Below are 22,938 nucleotides of genomic sequence, written 5' to 3' on the forward strand. Positions count from 1 at the left end.
GCCGGGCAGGCGGTGCCGCCCGGGGTCAGGGCAGCCGGACTCCGTCGTCGACCATGGCGAACAGGTCGTCGTCGGAGGCCGTGTCGAGGTCGTGGTCGGGGTCGGTGGAGGTGCCGTCGGGCTGCCGCCAGGTCTCCAGCACCTGGCGGAGCCGTTCGTCGAGCCGCCTGCGGTCGGGGTCGTCCTCGCAGACCGCGTCCAGGTGCCGGTACAGGCCGTCGAGCAGGGCGAGCGCCTCCTGTGCCGGTGACGCCTGTGGCGGGGCGAGTTCGGTGCGCAGCAGTTCCGCCAGCGCCTGGGGGGTGGGGTGGTCGAAGACGAGCGTCGCGGGCAGCCGCAGCCCGGTCGCGGCGCCGAGGCTGTTGCGCAGTTCGACGGCGGTCAGGGAGTCGAAGCCGAGTTCGCGGAAGGTCCGCTGGGAGCCGAGGGAGTTCGGTGAGCCGTGGCCGAGGACGGTGGCGGTGTGCCTGGTGATGAGGTCGAGCAGCAGGCGGTCCCGCTCGGGGTCGGAGAGCGCGGCCAGCCGTTCGGCCAGGGCGGGTTCCCGGGCGCCGGCGACGGCGGCGCGACGCAGGACGGGGGCCTGGACGAGGCCGCGGAAGACGGCGGGCAGGGTGCCCGCCTCGGCCTGGGCGCGCAGGCCCGCGGTGTCCAGCGCGAGGGGTGCCACCGCGTCGGCGTCCGCGCCGAGGGCGGCGTCGAGGAGGGCGAGTCCCCGGTCCGGGCCGAGGGCGCGCAGTCCGGACCTGGCCATGCGTCGCTGGTCGTTGTCGCCGAGCTGTGCGGTCATGCCGTCGCCCGCCTGTTCCCAGGCGCCCCAGAGCAGGGAGACGCCGGCGAGTCCTCGGGCCCTGCGCCGGGCGGCGAGGGCGTCCAGCCAGAGGTTCGCCGCCGCGTAGTTGGCCTGGCCGGGGTTGCCGGTGAAGCCGGAGGCGGAGGAGAACAGGACGAACAGGGCCGGGTCGTGGCCGAGTTCGCGGGTGACCGAGTCGAGGTGGGCGGCCGCGTCGACCTTCGGCCGCAGGACGCGGTGCAGTTGCTCGTCGGTGAGCCCGGCGGCGATACCGTCGTCGAGGACTCCGGCGGTGTGCACGATCGCCGTGGTCGGCCGGTCCGCGGGCAGGCCGGCCAGTGCGGTGCGCAGGGCGTCGCGGTCGGCGGTGTCGCAGCACAGGGTCGTGACGTCGGCGGCACCGGCCGCGCGCAGGTCGGCCTCCAGTGCGGCGGCTCCCGGGGCGTCGGGGCCCCGGCGGCTGAGCAGCAGCAGGTGCCGGGCTCCGTGGCGGGCGACGAGGTGCCGGGCGACGAGGCCGCCGAGGTGGCCGCTCGCGCCGGTGACGACGAAGGTGCCCGCCGGATCGGTGCCGCGGGGGACGGTGAGGACGGCCTTGCCGACCAGTTTGGCCTGACTGAGCGCGCGGAAGGCGTCACGGGCCCGGCGGATGTCCCAGACGGTGAGCGGCGGCGGGGTGAGGGCGCCTCGCGCGAAGAGGTCGAGGACCGCCCCGAGCATCTCGCGCATCCGGGCGGGGGCCGCCTCCTGGAGGTCGTACGCCTGGTAGACGACCCCGGCGTGGGTGGCGGCGACGGCCTCCGGGTCGCGGATGTCGGTCTTGCCCATCTCCAGGAAGTGACCGCCGCGCGGCAGCAGTGAGAGGCCGGCGTCGACGAACTCCCCGGCGAGACAGTCCAGGACGACGTCCATGCCCTGCCCGCCGGTGGTCTGCCGGAAGTGGTCGGCGAAGTCGAGGCTGCGGGAGTCAGCGGTGTGGGCGTCGTCGAGTCCGGCGGCGCGCAGCACCTGCCGCTTCCCGGCGCTGGAGGTGGCGTACACCTCGGCGCCCAGGTGCCGGGCGAGCTGGACGGCGGCGGTGCCGACGCCGCCGGCTCCGGCGTGGACGAGCACCTTCTGGCCGGGGCGGACGCCCGCGAGGTCCACCAGGCCGTAGTAGGCGGTGAGATAGGCGATGGGGACGGCGGCGGCCTGTTCGAAGCTCCAGCCCTCGGGCATCGGGGCCAGCCAGCGGTGGTCGGTGACCGCGACCGGGCCGAACGTGGCGGGGCCCAGCCCGAGGACACGGTCACCCGGCCCGACGCCGGTCACGTCGGGGCCGACGGCGGTGACCACACCGGCGAGTTCGCCGCCGAGGCCGCGCAGTCCGTCGACGAGGCCGAGGGCGACGACGACGTCCCGGAAGTTCACGCCGGCGGCGCGTACCTCGACGCGTACCTGGCCGGGTCCGAGCGGTGCCGCGAGGCTCTCGGGTGCCGGGACGAGTGCCAGGTCGTCGATGGTGGCGCCGTCCACCGCCCGGTCGAGGACCCAGGGGCCTGGCTCCGACGGCGGCAGCAGTGCCGAGTCGCGGGCTAGGGGGACGAGCCGGGGCACGTGGAGGGAGCCCGCGCGCAGGGCGAGCCGGGGCTCCGGGTACGCGACGGCCCGGGTGAGGACGGCGGCCGACTCCGGCGCCCCGTCCCAGTCGACGACGGTGATCCGGTCGGGATTCTCGTGCGCGGCGGAACTCAGCAGCCCCCACGCGGCGGCGGCCACCGGATCGGGGGCGTCCTCCCCGTCCCCGACGCGTACGGCGCCCCGCAGCAGTACGACGAGCCGGGCGGCGCCGGTGTCGGCGGAGTCGGCGAGCAGGTTCCGGATGGTGTCGAGGGCCCGCGCGGTCACGGTGTGCACGGCCGCCACGGCCTCGGGGTCACCGGGCCCGGTGGCCGGTGGCAGCGCCGCGTCGAGGGCGAGGGCGACCTGGTCGGCGTCGTGCGCGGCCGTGGCCGGATCGGGGTGGTGGGCGGCTTCCGGCAGGTCGGGCAGGAGGCCGGGGTCCCCGACGAGGGCCCAGCGCTCGGCCGCGGCGCCGGGCCCGGCCGGCAGCGGCACCTCTTCCCAGCCGGGCAGATGGAGATCGTCGGTCGGCGCGCCGGCGGGGGCGGGGGCGGCGAGGTCGGGGGCGGCCCGGACGGTCAGGGAGCGGATCGTCGCCACGGGGGTGCCCGTCGGATCCGCGAGCGCGAGGGCGAAGCCGTCCGGGCCGGTGGGGGTGATCCGCACGCGCAGGGCGGTGGCGCCGGTGGCGTGCAGGGTGACGCCGTCCCAGACGAACGGCAGCCGCGCCTGGCCGGCCGCATCGGCGAACGGTCCGCCCGCGAACACGGCCGCGTGCAGGGCCGCGTCGGCGAGCGCGGGGTGGAGCGCGAAGTCGGCGGCGCCCGCGACCGATTCGGGCAGGGCGACCTCCGCGTACACCTCGTCACCGTGCCGCCACGCACGCCGGACGCCCTGGAAGGCGGGGCCGTAGGCGAAGCCGCCGGCGGCGAAGTCGGCGTAGAGGGCGTCGGTGTCGACGGGGGTGGCGTCGGCCGGGGGCCAGGGCCCGGCCGGGGCCTCACCGTCCTCGGGCGCTTCGGCGCCGAGGACGCCGTCGGCGTGCGTGGTCCATGCGTCACCGTCGGCGGACTCCGGCTGGGAGACGACGCGGAAGGCGCACCGGCCGTCGTCGTCGGGTCCGTCGACGACGACCTGAATCCGTACGCCTCCGGTGACGGGCAGGATCAGAGGGGCCTGCAGGACGAGTTCGGTGACGGCCAGGGCCGTGCGGGTCGTCGCCTCCAGCCGGGAGGCGGCGTGCAGGGCCAGCTCCAGCAGGGCGGTGCCGGGGACGAGGACCGAGCCGCCCACGGCGTGGTCGGCCAGCCACGGGTGGGTGTCCAGGCCGAGGCGCCCGGTCAGCAGCAGGGTGCCGGTGCCCGCCACGGTGACGGCGGCACCCAGCAGGGGGTGTCCGGCCGTGGGCAGTCCGGCGGCGCCCGTGGTGGCCGCCGTGCCGGGCTTGGGCCGCAGCCAGTAGTGGCGCCGCTGGAAGGCGTACGTCGGCAGGGGCACCGGTCGGGCGCCCCGCCCGGCGAAGAAGGCCGCCCAGTCCACGGGGACGCCGCGGGTGTGCAGTCGCGCGAGGGCGGTGACGAGCGCGCGGGTCTCGGGCTGGTCGCGGCGCTGGGCCGCCACGGGCCGGAGGGCTTCGTCGTCGGTGTCCGCCATGGCGGTGAGCGCGGCGTCGGGGCCCAGTTCGACCAGTGCGGTGACGCCCGCCTTCCGCAGTGCGCGGGTCACCTCGTGGAAGCGGACCGTGTCCCGGACCTGCCGGGCCCAGTAGTCCGGTGAGCGCCACGCGTCGTCGCTCTGGAGGGCGCCGGTGACGCTGGAGACGACGGGGACGGCGGGCGGGTGGAACGTCAGTTTCCGTACGACGTCGCGGAAGTCGTCGAGCATCGGGTCCATGAGCGGCGAGTGGAAGGCGTGGGACACCCGCAGGTGCCGGGTGCGGCGGCCGAGGCCGCTGAAGTGCTCGGCGATCGCGGTGACGGCGGCGGCCGTGCCCGAGGCCACGACGGAACGCTCGCCGTTGACCGCGGCCAGCGCGACAACGCCCTCCTGACCCGCGAGCAGCGGCGCGATCTCGTCCTCGGTGGCCTCCAGGGCGACCATGGCGCCGCCCGCGGGCAGGGCCTGCATGAGCCGGCCGCGCGCGGCGACCAGGGCGCACGCGTCGGGCAGTGCCAGCATGCCGGACACATGGGCGGCGGCGAGTTCGCCGATGGAGTGCCCGGCCAGGAGGCGGGGTGTCACGCCCCAGCTCTCCACCAGCCGGAACAGCGCCACCTCCATGGCGAAGGTCGCCGCCTGGGTGTACTGGGTCTCGTCCAGCAGCGCGGCGCCGTCGGTGCCGGCCTCGGCGAACATCAGGTCGCGCAGGGGGCGTTCCAGGTGTCCGTCGAGCTGCGCGCACACGGAGTCGAGGGCCTGTGCGTAGACCGGGAAGACGGCGTACAACTCCCGTCCCATGCCGGGCCGCTGGGCGCCCTGCCCGGTGAACAGGAAGGCGCAGACCTGGTCGTCGGCCAGTCCCGTCACAAGGCCGGGAGCGGGTTCCGCGGCGGCCAGGGCCGTCAGGGCGTCGGCGAGGTCGTCGCCGTCCGTCGCCACGACCACGGCCCGGTGTTCGAGCGCGGCCCGGGTGGTGGCGGTGGCGAGGCCGAGGTCGAGCAGCCGGGGAGCGCCCGCGTCGGCGTTGTCCCGCGTCAACTGCGCGTGCAACCTGGCGGCCTGCGAGCCCAGCGCCTCGGCATCCCGGGCGGACACGAGGACGGGTACGACGGGCAGCGGCGCGAGGGCCGGCGCGTCGGCCCGCCGCCCCTCGGCGGCAGAAGCCCGCCCGGCATCCGGTGGGGCATCGGTCGAGGGCGGGCCGAACCCGCCCTGGCCGGGGAGGTCTTGGTCGCCGGTCCGCGCCGGTTCGTTCGCCGCGATCGGGGCCGGCTCCACGTCCGCCGGGGCCTGTTCGATGATCACGTGCGCGTTGGTGCCGCCCACGCCGAAGGAGGAGACGGCCGCCCGCCGGGGCCGGTCGAGGTCGGGCCAGTCGCGCGGCTCGGTGAGGAGTTCGACGGCGCCGGCGGTCCAGTCCACCTGAGGGGTGGGCCGGTCCACGTGGAGTGTGCGGGGCAGTCGCCCGTGCCGCATCGCCATCACCATCTTGATGACTCCGGCGGCGCCGGCGGCGGCCTGGGGGTGGGCCAGGTTGGACTTGACCGACCCGAGCCACAGCGGATGACCCTCGGGCCGCTCCGCGCCGTAGGTGGCCAGCAGCGCCTGCGCCTCCACGGGGTCGCCGAGCCGGGTGCCGGTGCCGTGCCCCTCGACGACGTCCACGTCGGCCGCCGTCAGCCGGGCGTTCGCCAGCGCCTGCCGGATGACGCGCTGTTGGGAGGGTCCGTTGGGCGCCGTCAGCCCGTTGGAGGCACCGTCCTGGTTGACGGCGGTGCCCCGGATCACGGCGAGGATCCGGTGCCCGTTGCGCCGGGCGTCCGAGAGGCGCTCCACCACCAGTACGGCCGCGCCCTCGCCCCACGCGGTGCCGTCGGCGGCGTCCGCGAAGGACCGGCAACGCCCGTAGGGGGCCACGTTCCCCTGCCGGGTGCTCTCGACGAAGGTGAACGGGCTGGACATCACGGTGACACCGCCGGCCAGCGCCAGCTCGCACTCGCCGGCCCGCAGTGCCTGGGCGGCCAGGTGCAGGGTGACCAGCGAGGAGGAGCAGGCCGTGTCGACGGTGAGGGCGGGGCCTTCGAGGCCGAGGGTGTAGGCGACCCGGCCCGAGACCACGCTGCCGGCGATTCCGGTGCTCAGCAGGCCCTGGGCCTCGTCGGGGAGGGTGGACAGTTCGCCGCCGTAGTCGTGGTACATGATCCCGGCGTAGACGCCGGTGCGGCTGCCGGCGAGGGTCGCCGGCACGATCTGGGCGTGCTCCAGCGCCTCCCAGGTCACCTCCAGCAGCAACCGCTGCTGCGGGTCCATGGCGAGGGCCTCGCGGGGCGAGATCCCGAAGAAGCCGGCGTCGAACTCGCCGGCGTCGTAGAGGAAGGCCCCTTCCCGGGCGCGACTGGTGCCGAGCCGGTCGTCACCGTCCGCGAACAGGGCCTCGAAGTCCCAGCCGCGGTCGTCGGGCATGGCCCCTACGGCGTCCCGGTCCTCGTCCACCAGTCGCCACAGATCGTCGGGGCCGTCGACGCCGCCGGGGAAGCGGCATCCGATCCCGACGACGGCTATGGGTTCGCTGTCGGCGTCCTCCAGCTGTTTGAGCCGTCGGTGCGCCTTGCGAAGGTCGCCCGTCATGGTGCGGATGTACTCGACGAGCCGTGCTTCGTCCGTCACTGGAACCCCCTGGGGTCGGAGCCGTGCGGATGTGTACCAGGGAGCGGGCAGCGGCTGCCGCAGGACGGCGGGCCGAGCGGTCCTGGATGCTTGGAGCTTCAAGTAGAACGATCACGGTCGTCTCGCAACACCCCTGACCTAGGCTTCGGAGGTTAGGGGTGGGGTCAGGGGGCCGACGGGAACCGGCCCGTCATCGACGGCTGTTAGCGTCCGAGGACCGCCAGCCCCGAGCCCCCGGAGCCATCAGGTGACCGTGCAGACCGAGGACAGGGATCTGTGGATCCGCCGCTACCACCCCGCCCCGGACAGTGCGGTGCGGCTGGTGTGCCTGCCGCACGCCGGAGGATCGGCGAGCTTCTACTTCCCCGTGTCCCAGGCCCTCGCGCCACGGATCGAGGTGCTCGCGGTCCAGTACCCCGGCCGCCAGGACCGCCGACTGGAGCCCTGCGTCGAGACGATCCCCGAACTCGCCGACCGGCTCCTGCCGTTGGTCCTCCAGGAGGCGGACCGCCCCCTCGCCCTCTTCGGGCACAGCATGGGCGCGTCCCTCGCCTTCGAACTCGCGGGCCTGCTGGAGCAACGGGCAGGCGTGGTACCGGCGATGCTGTTCGCCTCCGGCCGGCGCGCGCCCTCCCGCTTCCGTCCGGAGGACGACGTGCACCGCAGGGGCGACGAGGCCCTCCTCGCCGAGATCAGGCGACTGGCCGGCACCGACACCCGCATCCTCGGCGACGACGAGGTGCTCCGCATGATCCTCCCGGCCCTCCGCAACGACTACCGCGCCGCCGAGCTGTACCGCCCCACCCGCTTCCACCAGGTCACCTGCCCCGTCACGGCGTTGGTGGGCACCACCGACCCGAAGGCCCCCCTGGAGGACGTACGGGCGTGGCGGGAGCACACGAGCGGCCCCTTCACCCTGCGAACCTATCCCGGCGGCCACTTCTACCTGGTCGACCAGGCCCCCCAGGTCCTCGCCCTGCTCACCGAGACCCTGGCCGAGACCTCGACCGCAGCCCGTTCCACGCCACCGACAGCGCCGGTGGACCACCGCTGACGCCTCACCTACCCCGGGGGCTTGCGCCAGATCCTGATCTCGGTGGCCGGAAGGCGCTCCGCGAACGGGTGCTTACCCGGGACCTCCCGCTCCAGCAGCGCCCGCAGGTCCCGTTCGAAGTCGGCCAGCCCTTCGCCGAACAGGTGCGGCGTCGAGTCGGACCGGGAGAACGCCCAGGCGACGAGGTCGTCCGTGGTGCGGGTGACGACCTGCCCGCCGGGCACCACATGGCGCGTGAAGTCCCTGAACCCCGCGCGCGCGATGACGAGTTCCTCCCCGCCCGGCGTGCCGTCGACCAGTACGCCCTGCCCCGCCCGGCGCACCGGGCCCAGGTACCGGCGTACCAGCTCCCCGATGCGTGCGTAGGGCGGCGCGGTGGACGGCGGCGGCGGAGGTGCGGGGAGCGGGTCCTTCAATTCGCTCACGTGGACGAGCGCGCCGCCCGGTTCCAGCATGTCCCGCACGACGGCCGCGACACGGTCGCGATCCGTCCAGTGGAAGGACTGCGCGAACACCACGACCCGGAACTCCCCCAGTCCCGCGGGCAGGTCCTCGGCGCGGGCGGCCACCCAGCGCGCGTGGGTCACCCCTCGCCGTCCGGCCCGCCGTTGGGCCTCGGCCAGCATGTCCTCGTCCGGATCGACACCGACCGCCTCGGCGAAGAACCGTGCCATCGGCAGCAGTACGGTCCCCGGGCCACAGCCGACATCGAGCAGCCGGCCCCGGCCGTCCGGGCCGAGCGCCCCGGCGAGCGCCTCGGGGAGGCCCGGGGCGTACGGGAGCCGGCCTCGGGCGTAGTGGACCGCGCTGCCCCGGAAGAGCGTGGGGTCCCACTGCCACCCGTCAGGCATGCCGCCGGGCCAGTGCCGCGTCAGGCAACGTTCGCCCCGTCGCGACGCCCGGCACGCACTCTCGCCGCACCGGCCGAAAGCCCAAGTACGTCCAGTACGAGGCCTTCCGGCCGGCACATCGAGAGCACGCACCGGACGCCGCTCCTTGACGGGCGAACGTTGCCTGACGCGGCACTAGAACGCGAAGCCCAGCAGGGCCACTTCGAGGGGGAGCGCCGGGCGCTCGGGGAGGGCGGGAGGGTCCTGGCCGCGGCCGGTGTGCGTGGGCGGGACGGGGCGGAGGGTTTTGATGCCTTCGGCGGCCCATCCCGCGTCCGTCGCGGGCAGCGACAGGGTCATGCGGCGGCCGTCGGCCAGCGTGGTCTCGATCCTGGTCGGGTCGATCGTCGTCATGGCAACCCACTTCCGTCGCGCACCGTGTGCGGTCCAGCCTCACCAGTAGGGACGCCTGTTCGAGCCGAGAAGTTCCCGTCCGGCGTGAAGCGGCGCCCCGCCCACTCCCCGGACCCGGCGTCCTGCCGCCCCGGTCCATCAGAAACGTGAACTGACGTACGGAGAAAGGGTATCGGGACGTAAGTTGTGTCCGGAACTCCTCGCTTCGGCTGAAAGACGGACGGTAGACATGACCGACCACGCGACCTCCCCCGGACCTACGGCGCATCAGAAGATCGACACCTCGGTGCCGCACTCGGCCCGTATCTGGAACTACTGGCTGGGCGGGAAGGACAACTACCCCGTCGACGAACAGGCCGGCGACGCGTACACCGCCGTGTTCCCGGGCATCGTGACCATCGCCCGCAGCAGCCGCGCGTTCCTGCGCCGCAACATCACGTACCTGGTCGCCGAGGCGGGCATACGGCAGTTCCTGGACGTCGGGACGGGCCTGCCGACCGCGGACAACACCCATGAGGTCGCCCAGCGCATCGCCCCCGAGGCGCGCATCGTCTACGTGGACAACGATCCGCTGGTCCTGGCCCACGCCCGCGCCCTGCTCCAGTCCACGCCGGAGGGGGCGACCGACTACGTCGAATCGAACGTGCTCGACCCGGACCGCATCCTCGCGGCGGCCGCCGACACCCTCGACCTCGGTCGGCCGACCGCGCTGATCCTCAGCAACATCCTGGGCCACGTCGCCGACCACGACCAGGCACGTTCCATCATCGACCGGCTGCTGGGGGCACTGCCGTCCGGCAGCTACCTCTCCATCAACGACGGCTCCCGGGACATCGACCCGGTCTTCGAGCGCGCCCAGGACGGCTACAACGAGAGCGGCGCCGTGCCGTACAACCTGCGCACGGTCGACGAGATCACCTCGTTCTTCGACGGCCTGGAACTGCTGGACCCCGGTGTGGTCTCGGTCCCCCTGTGGCGCCCGGACCCCACCGGTCCCGCCCCGGAAGTCGTCGCGGAACACGGAGGTCTCGCCCGAAAGCCGTGAGGCCGCGCGTCGTGGGGCCGCGCGCCTGGCCCCCGCACACCTCACCCGGGCCGGGGGTCGGTCGGAGCCACGGCTCCGGCCGACCCCCGGCCTCGTGCGAACGGTGCCCCTGCCCGGGAGGCGCGGACGACACCCGGCAACTCCCTGACCTCCCACGGTCGTTGATCGATCACTTTCCGGCCAATCGCTTGGCGTGCTCCTGACACAACACCCTCACATCTGTCACTCTGTGGCCACTCCGTCTCACGACGGCGCACGCGCACCCGCATCGCAGTACTCCCTGCTCCACCCGGTGCCTCGACCCGTGCACCGGGTCCTTCGTACGGCCGCTCGTCCAACGTCGGCCGCAGCTAAGGAGTTCGCGTGAGATCCACCCCCCACAGACGCACCACGGCCACGGCCGCCCTCGTCGTCGCGGCGGCGATGCTCGCCGTCGCCGTCCCGGGCACCCCGGCGATCGCACGCGGTGACGGCGGAGAAGGCACCGTCCGTCCCGCGGCCGCGAAGCCGGACCGCGGGTCCCTGCCCGCGAAGCTGACCCCCAGCCAGCGCACGTCCCTCATCCGCAAGGCCGAGAAGGCCGTGGACACCACCGCCGACCGCCTGGACCTGGGCGGCAAGGAGGAGTTGAAGGTCCGCGACGTCGTCAAGGACGCCGACGGCACCGTGCACACCCGCTACGAGCGCACCTACGCCGGACTGCCCGTGCTCGGCGGGGATCTGGTCGTCCACGCCGCGAAGTCCGGTGCGGTCGAGAGCGTCACCCGGGCCTACAAGCCCGCGTTGAAGGTGTCCGACCTCAGCCCCGCGGTCAGCAGGGCCACCGCCGAGAAGCAGGCGCTCACGGCCGCGAAGAAGGAGGGGTCCACCAAGGCCGCTCCGGACAGCAGCCGCAAGGTCGTCTGGGCCGCGAAGGGCACCCCGACCCTCGCCTACGAGACGGTCGTCAGCGGCTTCCAGCACGACGACACGCCCAGCGAACTGCACGTCATCACCGACGCGCAGACCGGCAAGAAGCTGTTCGAGTACGAGGCAGTGCACACCGGCACGGGCAACACCCGCTACAGCGGGACGGTCGACCTCGGCTCCAGCCAGTCGGGCTCCTCGTACACGCTGACCGACGCGGACCGGGGCAACCACCGGACGTACAACCTGAACCGGGGCTCCTCCGGGACGGGCACGCTGTTCAGCGGGAGCGACGACGTCTGGGGCGACGGGACCACCGCCGACCTGGAGACCGCCGGTGCGGACGCGCACTACGGGGCCGCGCTGACCTGGGACTACTACAAGAACATCCACGGCCGCAACGGACTGCGCAACGACGGGGTCGCCCCGTACAGCCGGGTCCACTACGGCAACAACTACGTCAACGCGTTCTGGCAGGACACCTGCTTCTGCATGACGTACGGCGACGGGTCGGGCAACGCCAACCCGCTCACCTCGATCGACGTGGCCGCGCACGAGATGACGCACGGTCTGACGTCGGTCACCGCCAACCTCGTCTACAGCGGTGAGTCCGGCGGGCTGAACGAGGCGACCTCCGACATCTTCGCCGCCGCCGTGGAGTTCGCCGCCGGCAACTCCGAGGACGTCGGGGACTACATGGTCGGCGAGAAGATCGACATCAACGGCGACGGCACGCCGCTGCGTTACATGGACAAGCCCAGCAAGGACGGCTCCTCGCGCGACTACTGGTCCTCCACGCTCGGCAACATCGACGTGCACTACTCCTCGGGCCCGGCCAACCACTGGTTCTACCTGGCCTCCGAGGGCAGCGGCGCGAAGGTCGTCAACGGTGTCTCCTACGACTCACCGACCTCCGACGGACTTCCGGTGACCCCGATAGGCCGCGAGGCCGCCGAGAAGATCTGGTTCCGGGCGCTCACCACGTACATGACGTCCACGACCAACTACGCGGCCGCGCGCACCCAAACCCTGCGGGCCGCCGCCGACCTGTACGGGCTCGGCTCGGTGACCTACAACAACACCGCCAACGCCTGGGCCGCGATCAACGTCGGCTCCCGGATCCTCGACGGTGTGACGGTCGTACCGCCGGCCGCCCAGTACACCCTGACCGGGCAGGCGGTCACCCTCGACGTCCAGGCGTCGTCCACCAACGCCGGCGCCCTGTCGTACGCGGCCACCGGCCTGCCGGACGGGCTGTCCATCGACGCCGCCACGGGACGCATCTCGGGCACCCCGACCACGGCCGGGAACTGGACGCCGACCGTCACCGTGACGGACGCGGCCGGAAAGACCGGGACGGCGAGCTTCGCCTGGCGCGTGGACGAGGAGGGGAACCAGTCGGTGTTCGAGAACACCGCCGACTACCAGATCCCCGACAACTCCACCGTCGAGTCCCCGATCAACGTCAACCGGGCCGGAGCGGCGCCCGGCACGCTCACCGTGGACGTGAACATCGTCCACACCTGGCGCGGTGACCTGGTCGTCGACCTCGTGGCCCCGGACGGGACGGCCTACCGGCTGAAGAACTCCTCGTCGTCCGACTCGGCCGACAACGTCATCGCGACGTACACGGTGGACGCCTCCTCCGAGACCGCCGCGGGCACCTGGAAGCTGCGGGTGCAGGACGTGGCCAGCCTCGACACCGGTTACATCGACAGCTGGAAGCTGACGTTCTGACGAACCGTCGACTCCCGGTGCGCTGAAGCACCTCAGCTGCCGAGCGGTCGGTCCTGCGCCTGCGGGACCGGCCGCTTCGCCGTGTCGCCCTCCGCGTCGATGTGCGGCATCACCCGGTCCAGCCAGTGCGGGGTCCACCAGGCGTGGCGGCCCAGGAGCGTCATCACGGCGGGGACCATGAGCAGCCGTACGACCGTGGCGTCGATGAGGACGCTGACGGCGAGCCCCAGACCCAGCATCTTGACCACGATGTTGTCGCTGACGATGAACGCGGCGAAGACGCTGACCATGATCAGGGCGGCGCAGGTGATGACACGGGCGGTGATCTCCAGGGCGTGGGCCACGGAGGCGCGGGCGTCACCGGTGCGCAGCCAGGCCTCGTGGACGCGGGAGAGCAGGAAGATCTCGTAGTCCATGCTGAGGCCGAAGATGATGGCGAACATCATCATCGGGACGTAGCTCTCGATGGGCACCTTGCCGTGGACGCCCAGGGCGGGTCCGCCCCAGCCCCACTGGAAGACGGCGACGACGACGCCGTACGAGGCGGCGATGGACAGGACGTTCAGGACGGCCGCCTTCACCGCGACCAGGAGGCCGCGGAAGACGGCGAGGATGATCAGGAAGGCGAGGGCCACGACCACGGCGATGATGACGGGCAGCCGGCTCGCCACGAGGTCGCGGAAGTCGACCTGGGAGGCCGTGGTGCCGGTGACGTACCCCTCGGCCTTCGTGCCGGCGACCGAGGCGGGCAGGGTGTCGTCGACGAGGCGGTTGGTGAGGTCCGTGGTCTCGGCGCTCTGCGGGGACTGCGCGGAGTAGACCGTGCCCACCAGGACGTCCCCGTCCTGGGTGGGGGTCAGCGGGGTGACCGCGTGGGCGCCCTGGACCGCGTCGAGCTTCTTCTGCGCGGTGCTCTGCAGGCTCTGGCGGTCGGACGACGGCACCGAGGTCTGGTCGATGACGACCGTGAGCGGCCCGTTGGAACCCGGGCCGAAGGCGTCGGTCATCAGGTCGTAGGCACGGCGGTCGGTGAAGGAGGTGGGGTCGGCGCCGTCACCGATGTGGCCCAGCTGGATGGAGAAGAGAGGGATCGCGAGGATCGCCACGGTCGCCAGTCCGGCTGTCAGGAACCGCCACGGGTGGTGCTCGACGCGCTGGGCGTAGCGATGCCAGGTGCCGGTGATCTCCTCCCCCGCCTCGGCGCCGGTCTCGGCGATCGGCTTGCGGAGGTGGTAACGGTCGATGCGGGTGCCGATGAGGCCGAGCAGGGCCGGGACCAGCGTGAGGGCGCCGATGATCGCGGAGACGACGGTCACGGCGGCGGCGAGTCCGAGTTTGCCGATGAAGCTCACGCCGGACGCGTACAGACCCGCGAGGGCGACGATGACCGTGCAGCCGGAGACGAGGACGGCGTGGCCGCTGGTCGAGGCGGCGCGGCCGGCCGCCCGCACCGGATCGTCGCCGTCCATGAGGTTCTGCCGGTGACGGGTGGTCAGGAAGAGGGCGTAGTCGATGCCGACACCGATGCCGATCATCGTCGCCAGGGTCGGGGAGACGGTCGCGAAGGTGGACGCGGCGGCCAGCAGACCGAGGCACGCGAGGCCGCCGACCACGCTGAGCAGGGCGGTCACCAGTGGCAGCCCGGCGGCGATGACACTGCCGAAGCCGATCACCAGGACGACGATCGCGACCGCGAAGCCGATCAGCTCGCTGATCCGGTCGTCGGCGTCGGGCCGGGCCAGTTCACCGAGCGGACCGCCGTACTCGACCTCGGCGCCCGCCGACCGCAGCGGCTGGACGGAGTCGTCCACCCCGTCGAGGTAGCCGTCGCCGAGCGTGGAGGGCTGCACGTCGAAGCGGATCGTGATGTACGCCGTCCGCTGGTCGGAGGACAGGGGGCCGACGTTCGGCTGCTGCGACTGGGACGACGACTGCGAGGTCTGACCGGAGGGCGCGGTGAGCGGGTTCTGCACCGACAGCACGTGCGGCAGTTTCTGCAGGTCGTCGACCGTCTCGGACATCTGGGAGCCGAGCGAGGTGAGGGCCTTGTCCTTGTCGTGCAGGACGATCTGGCTGCCGTAGCCGCCGGCCGCCGGATCGTGCTCCTTCAGCACGTCCAGGCCCTTCTGGGACTGCACGCCGGGCAGGGAGAAGTTGTCCGAGTAGTCACCGCCGTAGGCCCGGTTCAGCACCTGCACGGCCGCGAGGGCGACCAGCCAGGCGACGATGACGACCACGAAGTGCCGGGCGCACCACTCGCCGAGCCGCCGCAGCCTGCCCGGCGCGGCGTCGGTCCCGCCCGTCCGCTCGCCCTCGCCCTCACCTTCACCCTCACCGGAACGACCTGAGCGCATCGTCTCTCCCTCGGGAGCGATCTCCCGCATGCCATTACACGACGCCGTCGGGGGCCCGGCACCTCCGGCGGGCGCCGGTCCCCCGGATGGCGGCCCCGGCTTGACAGGCGGACGATGGGGAGGTGGGACGGCCTAACGGAAGGGAGCCGTCATGCTGGAGATCAAGACGGTCGAGAAACCGGACGAGCGGCGCGATTTCCCCCGGGGCCACCTCGAAGCGGTGCACCTGACCGGGCTCGACTTCGCCGTGGCCACCTTCGAGCCGGGCTGGCGCTGGTCGGAGTCCGTCGGCCCCATCGCGGGCACGGACAGCTGCCAGGTCCACCACAACGGCTTCGTGGTCCGTGGCCGTATGCACATTCGTATGGACGACGGCGGTGAGGGCGAGGTCGGACCGGGCGACGCCTTCGTGTGCGCGCCGGGGCACGACGCGTGGGTCGTGGGCGACGAGCAGTGCCTGGTGTACGACTTCGCCGGTCAGATGGCCCAGGACTACGCGAAGGCGAAGGACGACTGAGCCGACCCGGGTGCGCAAGGGGACGGAGGCGGTGGCGCGAGCGCCCCGCCTCCGTCGGTGTGGCCGGGGCCCGCGCCCGCGCCCGCACCCGCACCCGCACCCGCACCCGCACCCGAGGGGACCTACACCCCGCCGGATTCCCGCAGGTTGTCCAGCGTCGCGTTGGTGTCGCTCTTGAGCCACTCCACCACGTCGCTCACCTCCGGCATCGTCGCGCCGTCGTCGTAGGTGGAGCCGTAGGCGCTCCACCGCATCTCGTACGTCATCCAGCCGTCGCGCACCGCGAGGGTCGCCGCCCGGCTGCCGCTGTTGTCGTCCCCGGACGTGGTGTCCTCGGTGACGAGATACGCCTCGTCACCGAAGCCGGAGACCTTGTCCACGTCGTAGTCCTCGTACCGCTGGTCGTACTCGGACCACTGGGCGGTGAACTCGGGGCCGGGGTCGGTCTTCTTGTGGAGGTCCACCTGGACCGAGAAGTAGGCGTCGGAGAGGGAGGAGGTCGAGGACTCCCTGAGGGAGATGCTGCAGTAGCTCTCGTCGAGGGCCTCGTGCTCCAGGGAGTTGTGCACCGGCTCGGTGTCCTCCTGCGGGTACTCGTTCTTGAACGACGAGTAGTCCACCGAGGAGCAGAGGTTGGACTCGGCCTTGTACCCACGCAGGTCCGCCTCCGTGTCGCCCTTGCCAAGGCCCAGCAGGAAGACACCGCCGGCCCATGCCGCCGACGCCACGACCGCGCCCACCAGCACCCACAGCACGGCGCGCCCGCCGGCCCCGGTCGCGGGCGGCGCCCCGAGGGGCGGGTAGCCGCCCGGCGGATAGCCACCTGCCGGCTGGCCGTACGCGGAGGCCTGGGCCGGCACCGGCGGGCCGTAGACGGACGGAGACTGGGGGTTCGGGTACGGATAGGCGCTCGGGGCCGCCGCCTGGCCGGGCGTCTGCGCCGGGACCGGTATCTCCGCCTGGGTCGGTGTCGGGGCCTGAGCCGGCCCCGGCGGCTGGGCCCGCGGGTCGGGCTGCCCCGGGGGCGGCCAGGCCGGGGACGCGGACGGCTGATCCTGCGGCTGGGGCTGTGCCGGCGCACCCTCGGGGCGGTCGGTCATCGGCTTCTCCTCGTGTCGTGGTGGATGGGGTGCGGCTGCGGAGCCCGCCCGGCGGCGCCGCCGGACAGGACGGCAGGGTGCCGTGCGCGAACGCGTGGAGGAGAAATACCCGCGGCCCGATCCCTTCCATGCGGCCTCCGGAGCCTCGGCCGCACCTGAAGATCCAAGCCTCGCAGAACGCCTCCCGCGCGGTCGTCCGTGAAACTACGCACCCCGCCTACGCAACCCGGCGGACCGGCCGGGACGGGCCCGTCGTGGGGCGGGGGTCGCCGCCCGGTGCTTTCATGGATCCCATGACCAGCAGAAGTGTGGTGGTCGAGCGACGGGTCACCGCTTCCCAGGGGCGGGTGTGGGAGGCCCTGACGGATCTCGGCCGGATGGACCGGATGCTCGGCGGCGTCACCAGGATCGAGGTCCTCACGGACGGGGTCTTCGGGGTGGGCACGCGCTGGCGGGAGACCCGGCGCATGTTCGGCAAGGACGCCACCGAGGAGATGTGGGTGACCGTCAGCGAGCCGCCGGAACGCTATGTGGTGGAGGCCGAGTCGCACGGCTCCCGCTATGTCTCCGCGTGGCAGCTGCGCGCCGACGGGCCGGAGTCGACGACGATCCTGATGACGTTCTCGGCCGAGCCGACCGGTGGCGTCGCGGGTCTGCTCGCCAAGGTCATGGGTGCCGTCGGCGCCCGCGCCGTGCGCAGGGCGGTCGCGAGGGATCTCGACGACGTCGCCCGGTGGGTCGAGGGCCGCAGGAGCTGAGTCGCTCCCGCGGCCCCGCACGATCACCGTGACCGGGCGCGCGTCAGGAGTCCAGACCGTAGCCGGAGGTCACGTAGGCGCATTCCGTGTAGATGTAGCCGGGCTCCAGCTTGGCGGTGTCGGAGGCGGCGCTGGAGGCGCTGCCGCCCTTCGGCTTGTGCAGGAAGTACGTGGTGCCCACGGGCAGGCTGATCGTGCGCTGCGGGTACTTGTCGTTGCCGCTGCACGGCTTGAAGCCGCTGACGAGGGTGCTGCTCCAGCTGTAGCTGGAGCAGGTGCCGCAGCCCTTGAGCGTGAAGGTGCCGGTCACCGGGCCGGTGTACATGACCTGGATCTCGTCGGGGCTGTCGTTCTTGACGGTGACGGAGATGCTGCCGCCGGAGCGCGTCGTGGGCAGCTTCTTGCCCGCCGCCGGGACCTCCTGCGCGATCTCGGCGGCGATCGCGATCTTCTTCGCGCGTGGCGCGTTCTTGTGCTTCTTGTGTGCGCCGACGAAGTCGTTCATCGAGGTCACCGCCTCGGCGAAGTCGCCGTCGCGGTACTGGTCGACGCCGCAGGTGTAGACACCCGTGGACGCGGAGTCCTCGGCCCGTCCGGCGGCGTCGGCGAGGGCGTCGGCCACCCCGGCCTTGTCCCCCGGCAGCGCCTTGACCTGGGAGCCGAGCGTCTCCAGCTGGTCGACGGCGGTGCACGGGTCGTCGCCGCCCACGGCCTTGACCGCCTTGTCGACGGCCGCCTTCACGTCGGGCTCGACCTTCGCCGCCTGGTCGGAGTCGGGGAACGTGGTGAGGAGGTCGCTGAACTGGTCCTGCCAGCCCGCCGTGTTGCCCTCCAGGCCGGCGGAGGCGCACTCGTACAGCGAGGTGGCGAGCCGGTCGTCGGGCCAGTCGGCCAGCGAGCCGAGGTCACTCTTGCTCACGGTCTGCGGGACCGTGCGCAGGTATTCGAGGGGAGCGACGGCGTCGCAGTACTCCTGCTTCTCGTACGGGGCGCCGACCGTCGTGTAGAAGGTCTTCAGCCGGTCCGGGACCTTCTCGGCCGCCCGGGAGTCGGGGTGGTCGGTGCTGAGGTCGTCGTAGGCGGTCAGCGCCCTGCGGAACTCGGACTGGGTCGTGGAGAAGGACTCGCCGGAGGCCTTGTCCACGAGGTCGTCGGCCTTCTCCAGCCGGTCCAGGAGCATCTCCTCGACGGCTTCCTTCCGCGCGGTCTCGTAGAGCAGACCGCCCGCGACCGGTACGGCGAGGAGGAGGACCCCGAGCACGATGGCGAGCGGCGACCGCGCGGGCCACACCAGGCGGGTGCGCAGGCCCAGGAAGGCGCCGTGGACGGCGGCGAGGAGGAGGAACAGGCCATAGACGGTGAGGGTGGTGCCCGAGACGCCGTCGGGGTCGGCCGGCAGCACCGTGAAGACCAGCAGGCCGGTGGCCACCCAGCACACCAGCGTCAGGAGGGGGCGGCGGATCAGGGCGTAGCCGAGTCCGAGTCCGCTGAGGTTCAGCAGGCCCACGCCGACGGCCCGCCAGGCGTCCGCCGGGCCGGGCGGCGGACCCGGCGGCATGGGCGGCACGGGCGGCACGACGTAGCTGTGGCTCCAGCCGTCCTGGTCTCTTACCCCGTACTGATCCCCGGACATCTCGGATCCCCCCGTCAACTCCACCCGCATGGTTACGAATTGTCAGTGTACGGCCGAAAGTCGATGCCGCGACAGGCGTTTCCCGGGCACCGGCAAAGATCGGTTTCCATTTGTGACCACCGCGTGCGTGATGATCCGGAAGGGCCGTGCGCCGCACCCGGCGAGGGGCGCAGGCGTGGACCCCACAGCCTGTTGACGCACGGAGGTCACCGGCCGGTTCGCTCGGGGAGCGGGGTTTTTTCCTCCTCCTCCGGCGCACGATCCGGAGTGCGGCGGGCGGGGAACGCCTGTGCGAGGACGACGGCCGCCGCCGTGCCCGTGGTCAGGACGCCGGCCGCAAGCAGGATCCCGAGCGGGACGGCCGGATCGTACGGGGCGCGGCCGGCGTAGGCGGTGGCGGTGATCGCCGCGAAGGCGGCGGTGTAGCCGAGGGCCGGCACGGCCAGGACGGTCGCCGCTCCCCGCGGCCGGAGGCGGCCGGTGTCGCTCAGGGGCGCGAGCACCGAGAGGAGTTGGATGCCGTGCAGTCCGGCGGCGTGGGCGAGCATGCGAACGGCACCCCGAACGCGACCGGTTTGCGCCAGGACACCGCTCCCCACCACGGCTCCCGGTCCACGACCGCCACCACGCCGTGCAGGGCCCCGGAGGCCATGAGAAGTTGGCCTCGATGCCGTCGATGCCCGGCATCCGTACGTCCATCAGCACGACGTCCGGGGTCAACGCGTGGCACAGCTCCACGGCCCGTATCCCGTCGGCCGTCTCCCCGACGACCTCGATGTCCGGCGCGGTGCCGAGCGTCACGGCCACGCCGGTACACAGCACGGCGTCGTCGTCGGCCAGGAGCACTCGCACGGCCGCCCCGGCGGCGGCACGGGCGGTGACGGCAGCGGCAGTTCGACGCTGAGGGCGAACCCGCCGCCGTCGCCGACCGGGCCGTGGGCCATCGATCCGCCGTGGGCGGCGGCCCGTTCGCCGATACCGCGCAGCCCTCGTCCGGGCCGGTACCGCGGCGTAAGTCCCCGGCCGTCCACCACACGGACGAGCACGGTGTTGCCCCACCTCTGTCGGCGGGCGGTCACCTCGGCGGACCGGGCATGGCCGTGGCGCAGGGCGTTCGTCAGCGCGGCACCGACATGGCCGCCATCGGGGAGGCGGCCTTCGACCACCGCGACCGGCACCACCGCCGGGTCCTCCTTCGGGGCGAAGTACGCCAGTACGCCGGGCGGGACGAGCAGCGCGCCGAGCGCGGCCCGGCGGGGCTCGCGTAGAGGCCCGGCGCGTGGACGCCGATGAGGTTCGCGACCGGGGTCAGCGGACCGGGACCCGCCCACAGCGCCTCGACGGCGAGCCCGGCGGTGCCCACCACGAACCCGGCCAGCTGGCACGGCGCCTGAACGCCAGGCTGCCGGAGATGACCGCGCCGAGCGCGACCGTCACGGCCGGGGAGGCGTCGGTGTCGCTTCCGGCGCCCAGCCCGACGGCCACCATCGCCACGAGCACGACGGCGGCCGACGCGACATCACCCGGCGGTGGCAGCCACCGGGCCCCGACCTCCGCCATGCTCCGCCCCGAGTCGTTCGGTACAGGATCGATTCCCGTCCAAATCAACAAGGTTGGCGGAGCGTGGGTGCCCCGTCCGGCGGGTTCTCCCGGATCAGTAGGTCCCGCGCCTGACCCGGCGCAGCAGGACGATACCGGCGAGCACCGCCACGCCGCCGATCATCGCCGGCCACAACTGCGCCCCGGTCTCGGCGAGGTCGCCCGCCGCCGACTGCGACCCCTGCGATCCGGACTGACCGGCGGGCGAGGGGATGTTGGCGGCGGGCGTCGTCTGCTCGGGAGCCACGACCGCGCCACCGTCGTCAGCGCCGTCGGCATCCTTGCCGGCGTCCTTGCCCTCGCCGGGGTTGCCGCGCTGGGTCGCCTTCACCGAACCGAGGACCTGGGGCTCCTTGTCGTCGCCCTGGTTCGCCTTGTCGTCCCCGTTCCCGGGGGCCTGGGCGGTCTCGGTGGGTTCGGCCGGGCTGTCGTTCTGGTCCTGGTCCTGGTCCTGGTCGTCGTTCTGGTCCTGGTCGTTGCCCGGCTGGTCCTGGTCGTTGCCCGGCTGGTCCTGACCCTGGTCGTTGCCCGGCTGGTCCTGACCCTGGTCTTCGCCCTGGCCGTTGTCACCGCCCTGGCCCTGGTCGCCACCGTCGCCCTGGTCGCCACCATCGCCCTGGCCACCGCCATCGCCACCCTGGCCGCCACCGTTGCCGCCCTGGTCGCCGCCATCGCCCTGGTCGCCGCCGATGTCGGCCGCGTCGCACTCGCGACCGTCGTTGATGCAGTCCACCATCTCCCGCATCAGGTCCTCGTCGAAGACGTTGATGAAGTCGCCGTGGTCGGTGACGGGCTTGTGGAGCTGCTCGGGGAAGGCGTCCACCGCGAACAGCGGGGCCGTACGCCCGCCGTCCTGAAGACTCGGGGCGTCGACGTCGTAGACGATGCGCTGGACGAGCTGCGGGATGGCCTTGAAGCCGGCGCCGCAGCTGCCGTCCGCCGCGGCGAAGGCCACGTGGGTGCGGTGGTTGGCGCTGTCGATGTTGCGACCGTCCCAGCAGCTCTGGAACTTGAACGTACGCACCACGTCGCTGCCGGCGGGGCAGAGCGGGTACTTGTCCTTCAACTGCCGGTCCTCGAAGCCGGTGCAGCTCCAGGACGCGTTGGCGTTGGCCGTGCCGTTGACGAAGGCCTTGGCGTCGCCGGTGATGATGCGCAGCAGGCGCGGCATCTCCGTGACGTCGCCGCGCGGGCTGCCCTCGAACGTCATGGTGACTTGCTTGGGCGTCACGATCTCACCGACGTTGCCCTCGATGCCGCCGCCGGGAGAGTTGGCGTCCTGCTCGGCGGCGCCGTTCTGCAGGCGGATCACCGGCCAGAAGTACGAGGACCGGTCGCCCTGGTTCTCGCAGCTGGTGTCGGCGGCCGCGAGGTCCTCGTCGCTGGCGAACGCGCTGTTGCCCTGGTTGCCCACGTAGTCGTGGAAGTGGTGGGCGCCGTTGGAGACGCCGGGGGCGACGATGACGTTGTCCGAGTTGAACAGGCCGCCCGCGTTCACGCCGCAGTCGGTGCTGAAGGAGCCGGTGGAGCCGTCCTGTCGGCGGCCCCCGTCGCCCGCGTTCGGCTGGACGGTCGTGATGTCGGCGTAGTCCGCGGCCACCGGACCGTTGCCGGCCTGACCGCCGTTGCCCTGGCCCTGATCGCCCTGCTGGCCGCCCTGGTCCTGACCGTCACCGCCGTCGTTCTCACCGCCGCCGTTCTGGTCGTCCCCGTTCTGGTCGCCGCCGTTCTGGTCGCCGCCGTTCTGGTTCTCGGCGGGGCGCAGTTCGCAGGCGGCCAGGGAGTCGAGACCGTCGGGGCGGTCGCCGACACGGTCGATGGCGATCGCGATCCGCTCGATCGTCGCCGCCCGCTTCTCCTTGAGCGGGTTCATGATCGCGTTGTCGGCGAAGCCGCCGTCCTGCTGCTGGGCCTGGGCGGAGTTCTGCAGCCGCTGGTAGGCCTCGGCTATCTGCTGGTCCAGGGCGGCGAGTTCCTTGTCGACCTCGGCCCGTGCCCCGTCGGGCACCTCCGTCAACGCGTCGCCGACGTCCGGACAGTCGATCGTGCCGGCGGCGGAGTTGACCTGCTGGACGGAGTCGTCTGCCGCGTCCTCCTCGGTGGCCGACGCGTAGACATTGACGGCCACGAGGCCGCCTCCGCCCAAGATCAGCGCGATCGCGGCTGAGGTCGCGCGCCGTGCTCCTGATGGGCGTCTGCGCCTGGTGGTGCGTCCCACGGATAGCTCCTACAACGTCGGATCGGGTCCGGGCATGAAAAACCCCAGCCCA

General features: G+C 72.8%; 15 protein-coding genes and 1 pseudogene. 6 read left to right on the forward strand and 10 right to left on the reverse strand.

All coding sequences use genetic code 11. The features are described 5' to 3' along the window. Window positions 1-25 precede the first annotated feature (25 nt). Window positions 26-6,721, reverse strand: a complete 6,696-nt coding sequence (locus STRBO_RS0125675; protein ID WP_005483825.1) for a type I polyketide synthase — start codon at window positions 6,719-6,721, stop codon at window positions 26-28. Between the two features lie 247 nt (window positions 6,722-6,968). On the opposite strand from STRBO_RS0125675, the gene STRBO_RS0125680 reads away from it, so the two are divergent. Next, on the forward strand, window positions 6,969-7,775 hold the full coding sequence (locus tag STRBO_RS0125680; RefSeq protein WP_005483827.1) for a thioesterase II family protein: 807 nt from the start codon (window positions 6,969-6,971) through the stop codon (window positions 7,773-7,775). Between the two features lie 8 nt (window positions 7,776-7,783). On the opposite strand, the gene STRBO_RS0125685 is transcribed toward STRBO_RS0125680, so the two are convergent. Both STRBO_RS0125685 and STRBO_RS0125690 read right to left on the reverse strand, forming a co-directional pair. After that, entirely contained in the window at window positions 7,784-8,626 is an 843-nt protein-coding gene (locus STRBO_RS0125685) for a class I SAM-dependent methyltransferase (RefSeq protein ID WP_005483828.1), read from the reverse strand. A 174-nt stretch (window positions 8,627-8,800) separates the two neighbouring features. After that, window positions 8,801-9,019 carry a hypothetical protein gene (locus STRBO_RS0125690; protein WP_005483829.1) on the reverse strand — a complete coding sequence of 73 codons (219 nt, stop codon included), beginning with the start codon at window positions 9,017-9,019 and terminating at the stop codon, window positions 8,801-8,803. Between the two features lie 229 nt (window positions 9,020-9,248). On the opposite strand from STRBO_RS0125690, the gene STRBO_RS0125695 reads away from it, so the two are divergent. Next, window positions 9,249-10,064 carry an SAM-dependent methyltransferase gene (locus STRBO_RS0125695; RefSeq protein ID WP_005483832.1) on the forward strand — a complete coding sequence of 272 codons (816 nt, stop codon included), beginning with the start codon at window positions 9,249-9,251 and terminating at the stop codon, window positions 10,062-10,064. Window positions 10,065-10,427: 363 nt separating this feature from the next. After that, complete coding sequence (locus STRBO_RS0125700; protein WP_005483834.1) at window positions 10,428-12,707, forward strand: M4 family metallopeptidase; 2,280 nt, start codon at window positions 10,428-10,430, stop codon at window positions 12,705-12,707. Window positions 12,708-12,739: 32 nt separating this feature from the next. Here STRBO_RS0125700 and STRBO_RS0125705 read toward each other — a convergent pair whose 3' ends face one another. Further along, entirely contained in the window at window positions 12,740-15,061 is a 2,322-nt protein-coding gene (locus tag STRBO_RS0125705; RefSeq protein WP_237547769.1) for an MMPL family transporter, read from the reverse strand. 151 nt (window positions 15,062-15,212) lie between these two features. Here STRBO_RS0125705 and STRBO_RS0125710 point away from each other — a divergent pair, with 151 nt between their 5' ends. Further along, entirely contained in the window at window positions 15,213-15,578 is a 366-nt protein-coding gene (locus tag STRBO_RS0125710) for a cupin domain-containing protein (RefSeq protein ID WP_005483838.1), read from the forward strand. Between the two features lie 122 nt (window positions 15,579-15,700). On the opposite strand, the gene STRBO_RS0125715 is transcribed toward STRBO_RS0125710, so the two are convergent. Then, window positions 15,701-16,678, reverse strand: coding sequence for a hypothetical protein (locus tag STRBO_RS0125715; protein ID WP_005483840.1), 978 nt, complete (start codon window positions 16,676-16,678; stop codon window positions 15,701-15,703). A gap of 293 nt (window positions 16,679-16,971) precedes the next feature. Between STRBO_RS0125715 and STRBO_RS0125720 the strand changes: the two genes are divergently transcribed. Beyond that, window positions 16,972-17,436, forward strand: coding sequence for an SRPBCC family protein (locus STRBO_RS0125720; protein WP_020115061.1), 465 nt, complete (start codon window positions 16,972-16,974; stop codon window positions 17,434-17,436). Between the two features lie 43 nt (window positions 17,437-17,479). Here the strand turns inward: STRBO_RS0125720 and STRBO_RS0125725 are convergent, their stop codons facing one another. From STRBO_RS0125725 to STRBO_RS45725, 3 genes and pseudogenes are all read right to left on the reverse strand, one after another. Continuing rightward, window positions 17,480-19,069, reverse strand: coding sequence for a DUF308 domain-containing protein (locus tag STRBO_RS0125725; protein WP_167336830.1), 1,590 nt, complete (start codon window positions 19,067-19,069; stop codon window positions 17,480-17,482). Window positions 19,070-19,275: 206 nt separating this feature from the next. Beyond that, a complete protein-coding gene (locus STRBO_RS0125730; RefSeq protein WP_005483849.1) occupies window positions 19,276-19,617 on the reverse strand; it encodes a hypothetical protein in 342 nt (113 codons plus the stop codon). Window positions 19,618-19,789: 172 nt separating this feature from the next. Further along, window positions 19,790-20,128, reverse strand: a pseudogene (locus STRBO_RS45725) (response regulator); the annotation flags it as partial. A gap of 35 nt (window positions 20,129-20,163) precedes the next feature. On the opposite strand from STRBO_RS45725, the gene STRBO_RS44225 reads away from it, so the two are divergent. After that, the gene (locus STRBO_RS44225) at window positions 20,164-20,337 is read left to right on the forward strand and encodes a hypothetical protein (protein ID WP_202500359.1); all 174 of its coding nucleotides are present in this window, start codon (window positions 20,164-20,166) and stop codon (window positions 20,335-20,337) included. A 40-nt stretch (window positions 20,338-20,377) separates the two neighbouring features. On the opposite strand, the gene STRBO_RS0125740 is transcribed toward STRBO_RS44225, so the two are convergent. Both STRBO_RS0125740 and STRBO_RS0125745 read right to left on the reverse strand, forming a co-directional pair. Then, window positions 20,378-20,629, reverse strand: coding sequence for a hypothetical protein (locus STRBO_RS0125740; RefSeq protein WP_005483852.1), 252 nt, complete (start codon window positions 20,627-20,629; stop codon window positions 20,378-20,380). Window positions 20,630-20,723: 94 nt separating this feature from the next. After that, on the reverse strand, window positions 20,724-22,796 hold the full coding sequence (locus STRBO_RS0125745) for a DUF1996 domain-containing protein (RefSeq protein ID WP_005483854.1): 2,073 nt from the start codon (window positions 22,794-22,796) through the stop codon (window positions 20,724-20,726). Window positions 22,797-22,938 lie beyond the last annotated feature (142 nt).

Origin of the sequence: Streptomyces bottropensis ATCC 25435 (genome assembly GCF_000383595.1) — a bacterium.
In the GTDB taxonomy this organism is placed as follows: domain Bacteria; phylum Actinomycetota; class Actinomycetes; order Streptomycetales; family Streptomycetaceae; genus Streptomyces; species Streptomyces bottropensis.

Excerpts from the sequence above, each read along its gene's own strand:
- STRBO_RS0125685 (WP_005483828.1), bottom strand. The coding sequence starts at position 8,626 with ATGCCTGACGGGTGGCAGTGGGACCCCACGCTCTTCCGGGGCAGCGCG.
- STRBO_RS0125690 (WP_005483829.1), bottom strand. The coding sequence starts at position 9,019 with ATGACGACGATCGACCCGACCAGGATCGAGACCACGCTGGCCGACGGC.
- STRBO_RS0125695 (WP_005483832.1), top strand. The coding sequence starts at position 9,249 with ATGACCGACCACGCGACCTCCCCCGGACCTACGGCGCATCAGAAGATC.
- STRBO_RS0125705 (WP_237547769.1), bottom strand. The coding sequence starts at position 15,061 with ATGCGCTCAGGTCGTTCCGGTGAGGGTGAAGGTGAGGGCGAGGGCGAG.
- STRBO_RS0125710 (WP_005483838.1), top strand. The coding sequence starts at position 15,213 with ATGCTGGAGATCAAGACGGTCGAGAAACCGGACGAGCGGCGCGATTTC.
- STRBO_RS0125715 (WP_005483840.1), bottom strand. The coding sequence starts at position 16,678 with ATGACCGACCGCCCCGAGGGTGCGCCGGCACAGCCCCAGCCGCAGGAT.
- STRBO_RS0125720 (WP_020115061.1), top strand. The coding sequence starts at position 16,972 with ATGACCAGCAGAAGTGTGGTGGTCGAGCGACGGGTCACCGCTTCCCAG.
- STRBO_RS0125725 (WP_167336830.1), bottom strand. The coding sequence starts at position 19,069 with ATGTCCGGGGATCAGTACGGGGTAAGAGACCAGGACGGCTGGAGCCAC.
- STRBO_RS0125730 (WP_005483849.1), bottom strand. The coding sequence starts at position 19,617 with ATGCTCGCCCACGCCGCCGGACTGCACGGCATCCAACTCCTCTCGGTG.
- STRBO_RS44225 (WP_202500359.1), top strand. The coding sequence starts at position 20,164 with ATGGCCGTGGCGCAGGGCGTTCGTCAGCGCGGCACCGACATGGCCGCC.
- STRBO_RS0125740 (WP_005483852.1), bottom strand. The coding sequence starts at position 20,629 with ATGGCGGAGGTCGGGGCCCGGTGGCTGCCACCGCCGGGTGATGTCGCG.